Here is a 14,661-nt window from a genome sequence, read left to right on the forward strand (position 1 = left end):
TCTACCCCTCTTACAATTTCCTGTTTTTCTTACCAGACTGAATAAAGAGGCTTACATAAGCTGATTCTCCATTTTCAACGTGGTTTTTGATTTTTGACACATCGATCTCTTTCTCAATCCGGACAACCTTAGCTTCGTTTGGGAGCAATTTAACGTTACTAGGATTACCGCTGTTCATCAGTGAAAGCATCTTTACATCCTCTTCAAATAAATATCTGTCATAGAAGCCGATAGTAAAAGACACTTCCTCATTGCTGTAATTTTCAAATGGCAGTTCACAAGTTCCCTGCAAAGTATCTTTACCAATCATTACAAACTTACATTGACTTTCATCTTTTATATAGGAAACGGCATTGATGCCATTTGCCAGCGTTTTTTGATAAGCCTCTGCCAGAGAAGGAGGAAGAAGGGAAACGATGATGATAACGGCAAAGAAAGATCTCAAATGGTATTTTTCAAGTGAACGATGAAGCAATACCATACCCAGGATAAGTAATATGAGAATAAATACTCCTGCAAAATGAAAGCCATCTGCTGATTTGATTGGAATATTTAAAATCGTTAATGCTGTATCACCTAGTGGATTTTCATGCGGAAAAGGAAAGTTTAGAGCCATGGAACTAACGATTAAGACAATTGATGTCAGAAAGAGCTTTTTATTTTTAATCAAGGCAGATCCTCCTTTACTTCTTTTCTGAGGATCCAAACGATGCCCCAAAAGCAACTCCCATGGCAATGCCCAAAGCCCAATTTTCAAAAAGCATTCCAAAAACTAATCCCAGAGACAGACCAAATGCCATTCCGCTTCCTGAAAAACTCCAATTCATTTTTCTCATCCATTAAACCGCCTTTAAATGTTTTACCTTATATACGAACTAATGGAACTTTAGTTTCATATTTTTGGAAAAAGGCAGTTGGTTATCTTATTACCTCTGAGCAGCCAGCTGTCTTTTTATCACCCGGATTTGCCCGCGATGGCTGATTTCATCCTCCATAACGTGATACCAGAACCAAAAGTTATTAAAGGGCACTCCGTTGCTCCACTTACCTTCTTCGTATAGCCAGCTATCCTGTTTGGATGCTAAAAGTTTTAACGTTTTCTCTCTAATTGCTGACAGTTCCTCCAAGTAAAATTCAAGAGGATGGTTATTAATTTCATTCCTCGCCTTCTCTCCCAGTTCATACGCTGCAGCCCATTTTGAAAGTTCTTTGTCGTTAAGATCTCTATTTTCAAAAGTAATAATTTGGTGAACATATTCAACAAAAGCGATATGCTTCAGAAGTGATCCTATTGAATTACTGTTTTCATCAGGAAGAAAATCCAGCTCTTTCTGTGTCAACCCAGCAACATCTTTGAGAGTCACAGACCTGGCATGTTCAAGCATTGATACAAGATTTCCTATTTTTTCATCGTAGCCTTTCATATGCTTAATTCGATAATCTATCACTTTTAAATTCTCCATTCTTCTTTTTTCAGGGAAAAGACTGCCGGGTAGGCAGTCTTTTAACATTATGCTATCGTATCCAGCAGCTCTATATCTAAATCCTCTATAATTTCCCAGCTGTGATGGATTTCTATGTGCCACTTATTTTTTAGCCGTTTGTATCCCTTTTCTTCAATCCACTTGTGTAATTCCCTATAGGAATTTTTAATCTCATTATTAGGTCCTTTGTGCCGGATAGAGGCATATTTTTGCGGTGGAATTTCTAATGAGAACATACCATCAGGAATGCTAATAAATTCCTTCACCTCAATGCCAATCCAATATCCGTCTTCTTCAGGACAGTCTTCCTCCACTTTGAAGGCACCAACAAGCCGATCTGAATGTACAGCTCCCTTAATTTCTGTAAGGCGTTCCAATAATAGATTAATAGCACGCGGAATTTCATCTGAATACTGATCCGGCGGGCATAAGACGCGGATCCCTATTAGTCTCAATTCTCCGAGTTCTGTCTCAGCAGCCTGCAAAGTCAAATCAGACATCTTTTCCCTCCTTATTAAGCAACAGGCAATGCCAGTTCTCTAAACCTATCAGCAGCTTTTTGAATATCTGCCTCAAAGCCCATTTCATTCATGGTTTCACCGATCAGCACAATGGCTTTTTCAAGCATGTCTTCAGTCGTATTCCCCATATGGCCTATTCGGAACGCTCTTCCTGCAAGATGAGCCAGTGCTCCGGCAACAATGACACCTTTTTTCGCAAGGGATGCACGGAATTCAGCATCATCCATTCCTTCAGGATAAAGGATACAGCTGAGAGTTGCTGCAGCGGCATTTTCGTCGGCAATTGCCTTCATACCATACTCAGCAAGTGCTGCCCGAACAGCTTTGCCGTATGCTTCATGGCGCTTGTATCGATGTTCCATTCCTTCAGCCAGGACCAGTTTCATGCCCTCATCATAGGCATAAATCAGATTCACTGGAGGTGTGGCAAAGTATTTTTGCGGATCATGCATAATGGGAATCCAATTATAGATATCGCAATAATAGGCAGGGACCCGTTCCATTTGTTCGCGGGCAGCAAGCGCCGTCTGGTTAAATGCTACAATTGCCAGTCCTGGGGGGACACCGATCGCCTTCTGTGAGCCTGTCAAAACGACATCAATCTTCCCTTCGCCATATGACTTGCTCATATCCTCCTCCATTGCTGCTGTTGCACAGACCCCATCCAAAATGACAAGAGCCCCGTGCTTTTTAATGATAGGCACTAATGTATCCAAGTCAGCCGCAACACCAGTAGAAGTATCAGCGTGAGTAATGGTCACAGCTTTATAGGAATGAGAGGCAAGCTTTTCTTCAATAATTGCGGGGTCAACCTGCCTTCCCCAGTCAGACTGAATGATATCTGCCTGGATTCCGAACGCCTTTGCTAAGTGCTGAAAACGATCACCAAAGAAGCCCTGGCTTATAATTAAAAGCCTTTCTCCAGCTGCCACCGTGTTGACCAGAGCCATTTCCATTGCAATCGTCCCGGAGCCGGAGATCACAAACACTTCTCCATCCGTCTTCAGCATCTCCCTCGTTTTCTCTATCGCACTCTTATAAACAGCGGCAAACCTTGGATCCGTATGTCCCCTTGTCTCCTGTGACATTGCCTCATAAATCGAATCCACAACAGGTGTAGGTCCCGGAATCAAAAGCATTTCCTCGTTTGGCATGAAAATTCCTCCTTTGGCAGGTGTGTTGATATCTAAATGTTTCGACATTTACTATTAAATACCTCTTTTAATTACTGTTGTTTCTTCGGGGAGTATGAGTGTATATGTTCTATTTTTATAAGCGCCAGTTTCAGGTAGATTGAGGGATTGGAGGAGTCGGGTTGCGGTATAGGAAGAAGAGATTTGGAGAAAGTTTCTGAGCTCCCTGTTCGTGATGGCAGCCCCCAGCAGAAGGCTGTAGTCATGCAATGCTTTCATATGTGCTTCCTTGCTGGTAATCTTGCATCTGGGACATCTCCAGGTGCGACTTACTCTTTCGAGAGGCAGAAAGCTGCAGGCAGGGCAGAATACACCCGTAAGTATTTCAGATTGATTGATCTGGAATCTTGATAGTATTGAGCTTTCCAGCTCTGTATTTTGCTTTTTTAATAAGCGAATGATCTTTTTAAGGAGTTTCTCACTGATTTCTCTATTTATGGACTTTTCTATTTGCTCAATTTTTATAGGAAGAGTATTTCGGTGTATAATTTTATGGCTGAGGTCAATATGAGGAGGAAAAACTTTAATTCCTGTATGCGGATTACTTATGACTACAAAAGAATAGACCGGTAAACCTTCTTTGCTGACATTGGCATTAAACCACCTTCTAAGTTGTGATGCCTGTCTATTAACCTGAATTAAAGGGCAGGGAAAAACTTGCTCTTTTCCATTCTTTATACGAATTAATTGATTATATACTGTATCAAAATGCAAGATACCTGTTATATTTTTCACTTCAAGTATTAAAGCAAACTTTTTTGTAAGTATAAGAGTATCAATTTGGAAAAAGCGATCACTATCTGGCAGGCGGAGATCATGAAGGATAATATATTCCTTACTATCTAGAAAATCAAGAGGAAAATCCAATGAAGCTTCTCCTTTATAACCTGCAAGTCTTTTATTCAGTTCTTCGTTAATGATAGGGATTTTTGGGTGATGAGCTGGAAGCCTGCGGAGGAGAGCTTCTGTTTTAAGGATTAAAAGAGGGATTTTTCGTTCTTTGAGGATCATTTTTTCACTCCATTCTTGTTTAATACTTAAAAATTCTGCATTGCTCCTTCAAATCCTCTAAGAAAAACTCAGAAGGGAATGTTTATGTGCGGATAGCCAAAATTTATGTGCGGATAGACTTTTTTGTGTGCGCATAGGCAGAAAATATGTGCGGATAGAAATATTTACGTGCGCTCGGCTCCTGCACACAAAGAAAAAAAGACAGGGCCCCCGCCCCGTCTTTCTCAACCTCAATCATGAAAATTAGTCCCGTCCGTTGTCGCTTCAATAATCCCCGCCCGGACTACGAAGTCGCCAAAATGTTCGCCATCCTCACGTTCACGGGCGTAGCGCGGCAGGATGACGCGCAGCTCGCTCAGGATTTCTTCTTCGCCAATGTTTTCGCGGTACATTTTACTGAGGCGGCTGCCGTCGAATGCTGCCCCGAGATACATATTGTACTTGCCGACCGCCTTGCCGATAAAGCCGATTTCGCCGAGTGCGTGACGCGCGCAGCCGTTCGGGCAGCCGGTCATGCGGATAGTGATTTCTTCGTTCCGCAAGCCTGCTTTATCGGCGATTTCATCAATTTTATCGACCAATCCAGGAAGATAGCGCTCTGCCTCTGCCATTGCCAGACCGCATGTCGGCAGGGCGACACAGGCCATGGATCCGCGGCGCAATGCACTATAGCGGCTTCCATCTGTTAAGCCATATTCATTAATCAGCGCCTCGATCTTTGCCTTATCTTTTGTTGGCACACTTCCGATAATCAGGTTCTGATTGGGAGTCAGCCTGAAATCACCTTTATGAACTTTGGCGATCTCCCGCAATGCTGTTTTTAGTTTATATCCGTCGAAGTCCGCCACACGCCCGCCTTCTATGAACATCGTAAAATGCCATTTACCGCGTACCCCCTTTACCCAGCCGTAGCGGTCTCCATTGGAATCAAACTTGAATCCGCGAGCTTCATCCAGTTTCCAGCCCAGACGATTCTCCAGCTCTACAATAACTGTTTCCAGACCAAGGCGGTCAACCGTATATTTAAAACGGGCATTTTTCCGGACTGAGCGGTTGCCGTAATCGCGCTGGATTGTAATTACCTTCTCAGCCACTTCGTAAATCTTATCAGGTGTCACAAAGCCGATTACTTTTGAAAGCTGCGGATAGGTCGCCTTATCTCCATGAGAGAAGCCCATTCCGCCACCGATTGCCACGTTAAAACCTGCCAGTTTGCCGTTTTCCACAATGGCAATGAAGCCGAGATCCTGTGAAAAGACATCAATATCATTGGAAGGCGGCACAGCTATCCCAATCTTAAATTTGCGGGGCAAATAAAGCGGACCATACATCGGCTCAACTTCTTCATCCACTTCAGGAGAGCCGGCTACCTTTTCTTCATCAAGCCATATTTCATGATAGGCACGTGTACGAGGAAGAAGATCGTTACTAAGCATCTTTGCCAGCTCATACACTTCCGAATGAATCTCCGATTGATCGGGATTTGAAATACACATTACATTACGGTTCACATCGCCGCATGCCGCTATTGTATCGAGCATGGTCGAATGGATTGCATGGATTGTCTTTTTCATATTCCATTTAAGGATTCCATGCATCTGGAAGGTCTGGCGTGTTGTCAGTTTTAAGGTGCCGTTGCCATATTTTTCGGCTAAATCATCCACGACAAGCCATTGTTCTGGTGTTGCGACGCCTCCAGGAAGACGAAGCCGGAGCATAAACTGGTAGGCAGGCTCAAGCTTCTGCCTCTGGCGTTCATTCCGCAGATCCCGGTCATCCTGCAGATAGCTCCCGTGGTGCTTCATTAATCTATTATCATCATCGGGAATTCCGGCGCTGATCCTGTCCTGCATAACTTCCGCCAGCGTTCCGCGCAAATAGTTGCTTCGATCCTTAATTCCCTCAACATCACTCGGAGGGCCATCCGGTGCTTTTAAGTTTGGGTTTACCATGCTGTAAAACTCCTTTCCTTCCAAATCAATATACGTCGCGCTGGTAGCGTTTATTTTTCTGCATGCCGGCAAGATATTCTGAAGCCTGATCGCGGCTCATACCGCCTTCTTTTTCAATAATATCTATGAGTGTATTATGGACATCATGAGCCATGTTTTTCTCATCACCGCAGATATAGACGGCTGCGCCTTCCTGAAGCCATTGGAATAATTCCTTGCTATTTTCCTGCATTCTATGCTGAACGTATACCTTCTCATCATCATCACGGGAAAAAGCGACATCCAGCTTCGACAAGACTCCATCCTTGAGCCATTTTTGCCATTCAGTCTGATACAGAAAATCAGTCACAAAATGCTGGTCGCCAAAGAATAGCCATGATTTCCCATCAACGCCTTTTTCTTCACGCTCCTGCATAAATGAGCGGAATGGTGCAATTCCGGTTCCAGGACCAACCATAATGATTGGTGTGTCCGGATTTTCAGGCAGTTTAAAGTTTTCATTGTGCTGAATAAATACTGGCACTGTATCGCCAGGCTGGAGACGTTCCGCACATAAAATGGAGCAAACACCTTTTCGTTCACGGCCATGGGCATCATAGCGGACAGCACCGATTGTTAAATGAACTTCATCGGGATTCGCCTCAAAGCTGCTGGAAATGGAATAAAGACGTGCAGGCATCTTACGCAGTATAGAAACAAACTCCTGTGCCGAACTGTTCCATGGTTTAAAGTCACGGACTAAATCAATTAAGTCCCGCCCGTCCATATAGGATTTCAGTTGATTGCTGTCTGACACAAGCTGGTGCAGATCTTCATTTCCAGAAAGCTTTGCAGCTTTTTCAACAAGCGGTTTGGTCAGGACAGTAATCTCAAAGTGAGCGGTAAGCGCTTCTTTTAACGTTACTGTTTCCTCCTTGACTCTGACTGTTTCCTCGGGATCCCAGCTCATCTCAGCTAAAAGCAGATCAACCAATTCAGGATCGTTTTCAGGGTATACCCCAAGGCTGTCACCAGGCTTATAAGTCAGCCCGGAACCTTCCAGTGAAATCTCAAGATGGCGGGTTTCTTTATTGGAGCCGCGTCCATTGAGATTCAGATTTTCGAGAACTTCTGCCCGGAAAGGATTGGACCGGGAATAGACTGATTCGGCAGGTGCTGAAGATAAAGCTGAAACGGAAGCTGCAGAAGAAGGACTGCTGCTTTCTCCTTCGCTCAATCCGGCTAAAACCGCTTCCGCCCACTCTGCTGCTGGCTCCTCGAAATCAAGATCACAATCTACTCTCGGCGTTATTCTTGTTCCGCCAAGCTCCTCGAGGCGTTTATCAAAATCTTTTCCCGTTTGGCAGAAGAATTCATATGAGCTGTCGCCAAGAGCCAAAACTGAGTATCGGAAGTCTTCCAGTTTTGGCGCCCTTTTTCCGTGAACAAATTCATGGAATGTCAAAGCGTTGTCCGGCGGATCTCCCTCACCATGAGTACTTACGACAATTAACAAATTTTTAACCTTTTTAAGATTATTGGGCTTAAAGTCACTCATTGCTGAAACCGTTACTTGAAAGCCTCTCTCCTCAAGTGTTTTTCCAGCTTTTTTGGCCAGATTCTGCGCATTACCGGTTTGTGATCCAAATAAGATGGTTACTTCTTTTGGAATGGCCGGTACCGCTGCAGGTGCGGGACGTTCTTCCACTGCCGGGGCAGCCTGCAATGATGAAGACTGTATCGCGGCAAGATACCCGCTCAGCCAGAGGGATTGTGTCTCTGTCAGAGTCGGAAGCAGACGATTAAGGAGCTCTGCCTGCTCCTGATTAAACGGACTGTTCATTACCTGAAGTTGCAACATATTCCACCTCGCAAACCAGCGCAAAAGGCTGGTTTTATAGTATTTCTTTAAATTTCCTCTTTTCCTATAAAAAAAGTCGGTTTTATACGCAAAAAATATATATCTATTACTTTACCGAATGATATTTCATTAGTAAAATAAATATTAATTATCGCAGCTATTAATATTACTAATTATAGAAAGGGTGATATTTTGTATTATGATGCGTTAAAAACATTCGTCACATTGGCTGAAGTGAAAAACTTTACGAAGACGGCCGAGCTCCTTCTTATGTCACAGCCCAGTGTCAGCCTGCATATTAAAAATCTGGAAAAGGAATTTCAGACCAAATTATTTCAACGCTCTCCAAAATACTTGAAAATTACGCCCAGCGGTGAAATATTATATGACCGGGCCAAGCAGATGATTACCATTTACGAGCAAACCAGGCAGGAAATTTTAGAACAGCAAAACACCATTAAAGGTGATCTGAAAATTGCGGCCAGTTTCACTATAGGGGAATACATCCTGCCTCCCCTGCTGCTTGATCTGCAAAATCAGTATCCTGAGCTGAATCTTCAGGTGACGATTGCCAACACAGAGGAAGTTGTTCAGTCAACCCGTTCCCATCATGTGGATATTGGGCTTATTGAGGGCCAGACAAATGAAAGAGAGCTTATCGTGACTCCCTTTTTAGAGGATGAATTATTTATAGTGACTTCCAACCAGCATCCTTTGGTGCAAAAAGAAATAGCAACCATTGCTGACCTGCAAGATCAGGCATGGATCATGAGAGAAAACGGGTCAGGAACCCGTGAGTATTTTAATCATGTTGTAAGATCAAATGCTCTTAAGGTGAAATCACTCTTAACGATCAGCAGCAACCAGGGGATAAAAGAAACACTCATCAATGGGCTGGGAATAAGCATTCTTTCTGGAAGCGTCGTCGAAAGGGATGTTAAACAAAATAACCTGTCTATAATCAAAGTGAAAAATCAGGAATTCAAACGCACTCTTTCCTATGTTCTTTCCCCCATCATGCAGGAAAAAAAGAATGTCAGCATTTTTATCGAAGCACTCGGCGAAAAATGGAAGCACCCTAAGGAAAAATAGCCATTTTTGAACAAGCTTTTTTCACACTAGTCCCACTTTATTCATATACTATAGCAGCGAAGTGTATAAAATCTGCCCATTTTATTCAAAATAAGGAAAAAATGGCTGAGGTGAAAAAGATGGGATTATTGAATGCCTTTAATGAATGGCGCGAAAGCAGATATCAAAATCATGTCAATCGCATGAAGGAAGAAAATAAGTGTCCTGACTGTTACGGCAGAGGTTTTTCACTCTATCCAGGGAATGAATTCGCTTATCATGCAAACCAATTCGACTGCCAGGGCTGCAATGGAACCGGACTGTATTCAGAATGGAATAGTTTATCATAATAGAATGGCCATGATCCCTCATGCTTCTTATGGATCATGGCCTTATTTTGTATTTAAGCTAATGTCTTGTTTGACTCGAATTCCTCTTTAATCTGTTTTAAAAGCTCCTGGTTGGTTAACACTTCATACCCCGTAAGTGCCATTGCCTTAGCTCCAAGTATCATGGCTTCTCTAGCCTGCTCACTCATAGCAGCTTCGCGGAATTCATGTGTGTGGCATGCATACGCCTCGTTGCAGATTTTAATATAAGGATGAATGGAAGGTGCCGCCTGGCTGACATTCCCCATGTCAAGAGAACCTGACCCGTCCTTCTGTTCCAGAATTTCCTCCTCATTCACACCAAGGGAAATCAGTTCTTTATTGAATGCTTCTGATAAAGGACTGTTCGTAACCATATCATCATAAGAGAATTCATAAAATGACCACTTCATTTCGGCACCTGTCTGCAGAGCTGCCCCTTCTGCACATTTCTTGACCTTTTCTACAAGTTCATTCACATACTCACGTTTGGCTGCACGAACATAAAATTGGGCAACCGCATAGTCCGGAACCACGTTTGCAGCTTTGCCCCCCTCCGTGATAATGCCATGGATTCTGGCATCAGGTTTGATATGCTGGCGCAGAGCATTTATGCTGCTGAACGTTTGCAGGACAGCATCCAATGCATTAATTCCCAAATGCGGGCTGGCAGCTGCATGCGCTGATTTTCCAAAAAATTCAAACTGTATGGCATCCATTGCCAGTGATGTCCCGCTCTTCACATAATTGTCAAGGGGATGAACCATGATCGCTGCATCCAAAACATCAAAAATACCAGCTTCGGCCATGGTCACCTTACCGCCTTTCGTCTCCTCTGCAGGCGTGCCGAAGACAACAACCTTTCCTCCAGTTTCATAAATCACTTTACTTAGTCCTATTCCTGCAGCAATCCCCATCGTTCCGATCAGATTATGACCGCATGCATGCCCTACTTCGGGCAGTGCATCGTATTCAGACATAAACCCAATCACAGGACCTTCTTTTCCGCTATCATAAGCTGCCATAAATGCAGTCGGTAAACCGCAGGTGCCGATTTCTACAGAAAAACCATGCTTTTCAAGCTCCTCTGTCAATACTTTGCATGCCTTGTACTCTTCATGTCCCAGTTCGGGATTGTTACCGATATAAGTGCTTATTCTATAAAAGTCATCTTGAAGTTCATCAATTTGTTTAATAATCAGATTCTTTCCCATGAATTATCTGCTCTCCTAATCCGCCAATCTATATATTTATTCATTAATAATTATAATAATACAACACTATTTTGATTTCGGCACGAAAAAATAACTTCTATTTCGTTATCTTTTCCAGTGGCCGCTCAATGATCAGCTCATCTTCCCAGTCCTTGCAAACATCCACCCAGGCTTTTGCATCTGAATATGTATTAATTTCAGCAGGTGTCAGCTCAATGGCGGAATTGCTGCTTCCGCATGCAGGGAAAAGGGTCTCGAATCTTTTCATAGATTCATCCAGATATACATCCAGGTCATTCTTCAATCCAAATGGACATACTCCTCCTACGGCATGGCCGGTCTGTTCGAGTACTTCCTCCGCTGAAAGCATCCGGGCTTTGAAACCGAACGTTTTCCGGAACTTTTTGTTATCAATTTTGGCATCGCCTGCTGCCACCACAAGAATTGCTTCATCCCCATCGCCCCTGAAGGATAGAGTCTTGGCAATTTGTGCAGGGCAGACACCGATTGTTTCTGCAGCCTGTTCCACTGTTGCGCTTAAAGAATCAAACTCCATAACATCTTGTTCCCGATCCCACTTTTTAAAATGGGCTTTCACGCTTTCAATTGACATTCAAACTCACCCTTCCTCAAAGTCCGAAAAATCTTATATATATATTCAATATTTTTACTTTACAGTTGTCTATTTTAACATACTATCAGATCATGTCACCGGGATATTTTCTTTTTATCAGAAAATTCACATTTGCTCTTATTGGTTTCTTGCACTAATATTAATTTATATTGAAACCACAGATTTAAAGAAGGATTATGTATGAAACAGACTATTCCATATAAATTTATTGGGGGAAGAATAGCCAAAACCGGACTGGCTGTTTTTATAACAGCTTTTATTTGCCATATGCTGGATTGGCCAGCCATGTTTGCTGTGATTACGGCCATCGTTACGATTGAGCCCACTGTTGCGGACTCCATTCGGAAAGCATATGTCAGGTTTCCGGCGGCAGCCATTGGTGCGGGATTTGCTGTATTATTTACGTTCATTTTCGGTGACAGCCCGTACAGTTATGCTTCCGTATCGCTTGCGACAATCATCGTCTGCCATAAGTTGAAGCTTCATGATGGAATGCTTGTGGCTACATTGACGGGTGTCGCAATGATTTCAACGGTACAGGACCATTATCTGTCCTCTTTTCTCATTCGATTGGGGACTACCACTACCGGAATTGTCGTTTCCACAGCAGTTAACTTTTTTGTCATGCCTCCCAATTACTCAAAATCAATCATAAAAAACATACATGCCCTTTACAGACGATCCGGTGACATTTTACATAAAAGAGGCCTTGAAATTTTTTATTCACAGGGATCTGATGGCACTGTCCGTTCAGAATTTCAAAGACTTATTAAAGATATCGATAAAACGGAAACTTTATGCCATTATCAAAAGGCTGAATATAGGTATCACCGATTTAGCCGTGAGGATATGCGCGACTTTCATTATGAATATAAAAAACTGACTGTTTTAAGGCAGATTACCTATCACGTGGGAAACTTGATCTTTCTGCCGGCTGGCCTGCCGGAGCTGGAGGAGGACAGGAAAAAGACTGGCGCTGCTGTTCTTGAGGATATAAAAGACAGCCTGTATGACCCGGGATTTTTTATTACAGAAAGCCATCATAAAAAAATCAGCGAAGTAACACAGTGGTTTATTGAGCAAAAACAGCTGAACCCTGCGGGCGGTTTAAAACCCCGCACACACCACCATGTCCAGCCTGAAACAGCCATTCTATATGAGATTCTCTCCATCCATGACTTAATTGAGGAATTAAAACAAATCCAGGCTATGGAAATTAAGCACCGGAAGCTTTTAAAAGCTCCACTTGAAGCAGATGCCCATAAAATGAGGGGAACAGGCATGAATGAATAAATGAAGACCGGGAATTCAAATCCCCGGTCTTTTCTTTCGTCAGGAAGATATACTCGCTTTATCGAGCAAATATCCTGCTATTATTCTTGTTAAAACATCTCGGTCCATTTGCAGCATGGGAACCCCTGCATCTGCCAGCAGCTTTTCAGTATTGTCTGATGGAAAATCAATGGTCCGCTGGAAATAACTGTGGAAAATGCTCATTGAATCATGAAAAGCCTTTTCCTCGTTCGTCATTTCTGCAGATGATCCAGGGACACACATTTCCAATTGCGGAAAATCCAGGACCTCTTTTACTATTTCGTACACATCTGACTGCAGAGGCGGATTTGGATTTGTAATGTTGAAAATCCCGCCATTTTCTGCATAAATCAAGGCGGCATTCAGTGTATCTATTACATAATTCACTGGCACAAAATTCTGGGCAACGTCAGGATCAAGATAGATTCTGCAGCTTTGGCCGTCTTGTCTTCGGATGGCCCGCTTTTTTAAGATCTTGATGCCTTTTAGAAATCCATATAAGCCGAAGTTTGTATCAGCTTCACCTGTTCTGGAATCACCGATGATAATACCGGGACGGAGAATTACAATATCCAGTTTATCCCGGAATGTAAACGCGAGGTGTTCTGCCTCGCACTTGGAAGCTTCATAGGGATTTACAAAACGCCTGTCCTCAGAGTAAAGAGCCTCCGCCCCCAAAACCTCTGTTCCAACCGTATAGGCGGTACTGATATATAAAACTTTTGGACAATTTATTTCCAAAGCAAAATTCAGAACATTTGCTGTTCCTCCGACATTTACTTTAAAAGTCTTATCCCGATCCTTTTCATCAAAAGATAGAAGTGCTGCACTATGGTATAAAGCATCCATCTTTCCTTTTAATGAATTCACCAGTTCTCTATTTAATCCAAGATGCTCTTCTGTAACATCGCCTTCCAATATATGAATCTGTCTGGAAAAATCGCTTCCATCGCCTTGCATGAAGGCATCCAGCCGCTTTCTGCTCCTGACTAATAAATAAAGTTCATGCCCCTGTTCCAAAAGCTTTAATGAAAGCTTTTTCCCTAAAAAACCGTTTGCACCTGTAATAAGTATATTCAAAGAAGAATCGCAACCTTTCTATCTAACATCCCTGTAAAAACTTTAGCGGGAAATTCATTTAAAAGCAATGGAAATACATTCACCTTAAACCGGTTCTGGATGTTCATAAACAGCAGAAGCGCCTGGTTTTCCCCAGGCGCCCTTTTTAGGATAAGTATTTTTGTTTTCTCTCATTCTTTTCATCCCTGTCGCAGAGTCCCTGAAAAGGACAGGCTGGACACTCATTCATATTGTACAAATCCGAAAACAGCTTTGTGTCTTCGAGAAGCGTCTTCAGCATCTGAAGATAGTTTAATCCCGCTTCCAGGCTAGCTTTATTTGGAGTGAATACATGCTTCTCACCATCCATTAATGTCACGATTTCAATTCTGGCCGGCCTTATTCCAAATACCTTTTCTGAAAAAACCACTGTTAAATGACAATAAAGTTCAAGCATTTGCTCGTCAGCATCCACCAGGAATTTCTTCACTATAAAAGAATCCTGCTGCCATTCAGCGACATCAAAAGTTAAAGAAAGATCTGCATTCAGCTCTTTAAGATTCATTTTAAACTTTTCATACAAAAACAGCGGCTGAGCTATTTCAGATTCACTGCTTAAGTTTCTCATTAATCCATCTGTTACGGCAGCTGCAGCCATATAATATTGGAGCTGGGAATCAAACATGCGCAACTCCAGCCTTCCCCAATATTGATCGATAAGCATCAGCACATTTGCAGGGGTCCGATGGCTTTGCGGCAGCTGAAAATAGGATGAAACGACCTTATTGATAATATGCTGAATGGCCTGACGCCAGCCGAGAGGATGTTTTTTCTTTTCAATATGTGTGTAATAAAATTTATAGGGACACCGGATAAAGTCGGTTAAGTTCTGGTCAGTCATTGTGCGGACGGATACTTGAGGGTTTTTGATCAACTCCTCGCCTCCTTAAAATCAAAACTGTGTATGTAATAAAACGATTATCATCTAATTTTATTTTAA

At 42.6% G+C, this 14,661-nt stretch carries 15 protein-coding genes; 3 read left to right on the plus strand and 12 right to left on the minus strand.

Annotation, left to right across the window (positions count from 1 at the left end):
- Positions 1 to 10: 10 nt before the first annotated feature.
- From ACXAD1_RS14955 to ACXAD1_RS14990, 8 genes are all read right to left on the minus strand, one after another.
- Positions 11 to 670 carry a hypothetical protein gene (locus ACXAD1_RS14955; RefSeq protein ID WP_474910472.1) on the minus strand — a complete coding sequence of 220 codons (660 nt, stop codon included), beginning with the start codon at positions 668 to 670 and terminating at the stop codon, positions 11 to 13.
- Between the two features lie 13 nt (positions 671 to 683).
- Positions 684 to 836: a glycine zipper domain-containing protein gene (locus ACXAD1_RS14960; protein WP_474910473.1), complete on the minus strand. Its 153-nt coding sequence runs from the start codon at positions 834 to 836 to the stop codon at positions 684 to 686.
- Between the two features lie 90 nt (positions 837 to 926).
- Positions 927 to 1,448 (minus strand): DinB family protein, encoded by a 522-nt coding sequence (locus ACXAD1_RS14965; protein ID WP_474910474.1) that lies wholly within the window; start codon positions 1,446 to 1,448, stop codon positions 927 to 929.
- 62 nt (positions 1,449 to 1,510) lie between these two features.
- Positions 1,511 to 1,984 (minus strand): GyrI-like domain-containing protein, encoded by a 474-nt coding sequence (locus ACXAD1_RS14970; protein ID WP_474910475.1) that lies wholly within the window; start codon positions 1,982 to 1,984, stop codon positions 1,511 to 1,513.
- Between the two features lie 14 nt (positions 1,985 to 1,998).
- Entirely contained in the window at positions 1,999 to 3,159 is a 1,161-nt protein-coding gene (locus ACXAD1_RS14975) for a pyridoxal-phosphate-dependent aminotransferase family protein (protein WP_370222184.1), read from the minus strand.
- Between the two features lie 54 nt (positions 3,160 to 3,213).
- Positions 3,214 to 4,209 carry a nuclease-related domain-containing protein gene (locus ACXAD1_RS14980; protein WP_474910476.1) on the minus strand — a complete coding sequence of 332 codons (996 nt, stop codon included), beginning with the start codon at positions 4,207 to 4,209 and terminating at the stop codon, positions 3,214 to 3,216.
- A 230-nt stretch (positions 4,210 to 4,439) separates the two neighbouring features.
- Positions 4,440 to 6,161, minus strand: a complete 1,722-nt coding sequence (cysI, locus tag ACXAD1_RS14985) for an assimilatory sulfite reductase (NADPH) hemoprotein subunit (protein WP_474910477.1) — start codon at positions 6,159 to 6,161, stop codon at positions 4,440 to 4,442.
- Between the two features lie 25 nt (positions 6,162 to 6,186).
- Positions 6,187 to 7,998, minus strand: coding sequence for an assimilatory sulfite reductase (NADPH) flavoprotein subunit (locus ACXAD1_RS14990; protein WP_474911319.1), 1,812 nt, complete (start codon positions 7,996 to 7,998; stop codon positions 6,187 to 6,189).
- A 195-nt stretch (positions 7,999 to 8,193) separates the two neighbouring features.
- On the opposite strand from ACXAD1_RS14990, the gene ACXAD1_RS14995 reads away from it, so the two are divergent.
- Both ACXAD1_RS14995 and ACXAD1_RS15000 read left to right on the plus strand, forming a co-directional pair.
- Complete coding sequence (locus ACXAD1_RS14995; protein ID WP_474910478.1) at positions 8,194 to 9,093, plus strand: LysR family transcriptional regulator; 900 nt, start codon at positions 8,194 to 8,196, stop codon at positions 9,091 to 9,093.
- Positions 9,094 to 9,212: 119 nt separating this feature from the next.
- Positions 9,213 to 9,422 (plus strand): methionine aminopeptidase, encoded by a 210-nt coding sequence (locus tag ACXAD1_RS15000; RefSeq protein ID WP_113881403.1) that lies wholly within the window; start codon positions 9,213 to 9,215, stop codon positions 9,420 to 9,422.
- A 53-nt stretch (positions 9,423 to 9,475) separates the two neighbouring features.
- On the opposite strand, the gene ACXAD1_RS15005 is transcribed toward ACXAD1_RS15000, so the two are convergent.
- Positions 9,476 to 10,654 carry a M20 family metallopeptidase gene (locus ACXAD1_RS15005; protein WP_474910479.1) on the minus strand — a complete coding sequence of 393 codons (1,179 nt, stop codon included), beginning with the start codon at positions 10,652 to 10,654 and terminating at the stop codon, positions 9,476 to 9,478.
- 97 nt (positions 10,655 to 10,751) lie between these two features.
- Positions 10,752 to 11,267: a YbaK/EbsC family protein gene (locus ACXAD1_RS15010; protein WP_206843686.1), complete on the minus strand. Its 516-nt coding sequence runs from the start codon at positions 11,265 to 11,267 to the stop codon at positions 10,752 to 10,754.
- Positions 11,268 to 11,468: 201 nt separating this feature from the next.
- Here ACXAD1_RS15010 and ACXAD1_RS15015 point away from each other — a divergent pair, with 201 nt between their 5' ends.
- Positions 11,469 to 12,581, plus strand: coding sequence for an aromatic acid exporter family protein (locus ACXAD1_RS15015; protein ID WP_474910480.1), 1,113 nt, complete (start codon positions 11,469 to 11,471; stop codon positions 12,579 to 12,581).
- Between the two features lie 39 nt (positions 12,582 to 12,620).
- Here ACXAD1_RS15015 and ACXAD1_RS15020 read toward each other — a convergent pair whose 3' ends face one another.
- Together ACXAD1_RS15020 and ACXAD1_RS15025 are read right to left on the minus strand one after the other, a co-directional pair.
- Positions 12,621 to 13,682, minus strand: coding sequence for an SDR family NAD(P)-dependent oxidoreductase (locus tag ACXAD1_RS15020; RefSeq protein ID WP_474910481.1), 1,062 nt, complete (start codon positions 13,680 to 13,682; stop codon positions 12,621 to 12,623).
- A 145-nt stretch (positions 13,683 to 13,827) separates the two neighbouring features.
- Positions 13,828 to 14,595: a hypothetical protein gene (locus ACXAD1_RS15025; protein ID WP_474910482.1), complete on the minus strand. Its 768-nt coding sequence runs from the start codon at positions 14,593 to 14,595 to the stop codon at positions 13,828 to 13,830.
- Between the last annotated feature and the right edge of the window lie 66 nt (positions 14,596 to 14,661).

The organism is Cytobacillus sp. ABV4_503 (assembly GCF_056158445.1).

Coding starts and splice junctions, on each gene's coding strand:
- ACXAD1_RS14960 (WP_474910473.1), bottom strand. CDS start 836: ATGAGAAAAATGAATTGGAGTTTTTCAGGAAGCGGAATGGCATTTGGT.
- ACXAD1_RS14970 (WP_474910475.1), bottom strand. CDS start 1,984: ATGTCTGATTTGACTTTGCAGGCTGCTGAGACAGAACTCGGAGAATTG.
- ACXAD1_RS14975 (WP_370222184.1), bottom strand. CDS start 3,159: ATGCCAAACGAGGAAATGCTTTTGATTCCGGGACCTACACCTGTTGTG.
- ACXAD1_RS14980 (WP_474910476.1), bottom strand. CDS start 4,209: ATGATCCTCAAAGAACGAAAAATCCCTCTTTTAATCCTTAAAACAGAA.
- cysI (WP_474910477.1), bottom strand. CDS start 6,161: ATGGTAAACCCAAACTTAAAAGCACCGGATGGCCCTCCGAGTGATGTT.
- ACXAD1_RS15000 (WP_113881403.1), top strand. CDS start 9,213: ATGGGATTATTGAATGCCTTTAATGAATGGCGCGAAAGCAGATATCAA.
- ACXAD1_RS15005 (WP_474910479.1), bottom strand. CDS start 10,654: ATGGGAAAGAATCTGATTATTAAACAAATTGATGAACTTCAAGATGAC.
- ACXAD1_RS15010 (WP_206843686.1), bottom strand. CDS start 11,267: ATGTCAATTGAAAGCGTGAAAGCCCATTTTAAAAAGTGGGATCGGGAA.
- ACXAD1_RS15015 (WP_474910480.1), top strand. CDS start 11,469: ATGAAACAGACTATTCCATATAAATTTATTGGGGGAAGAATAGCCAAA.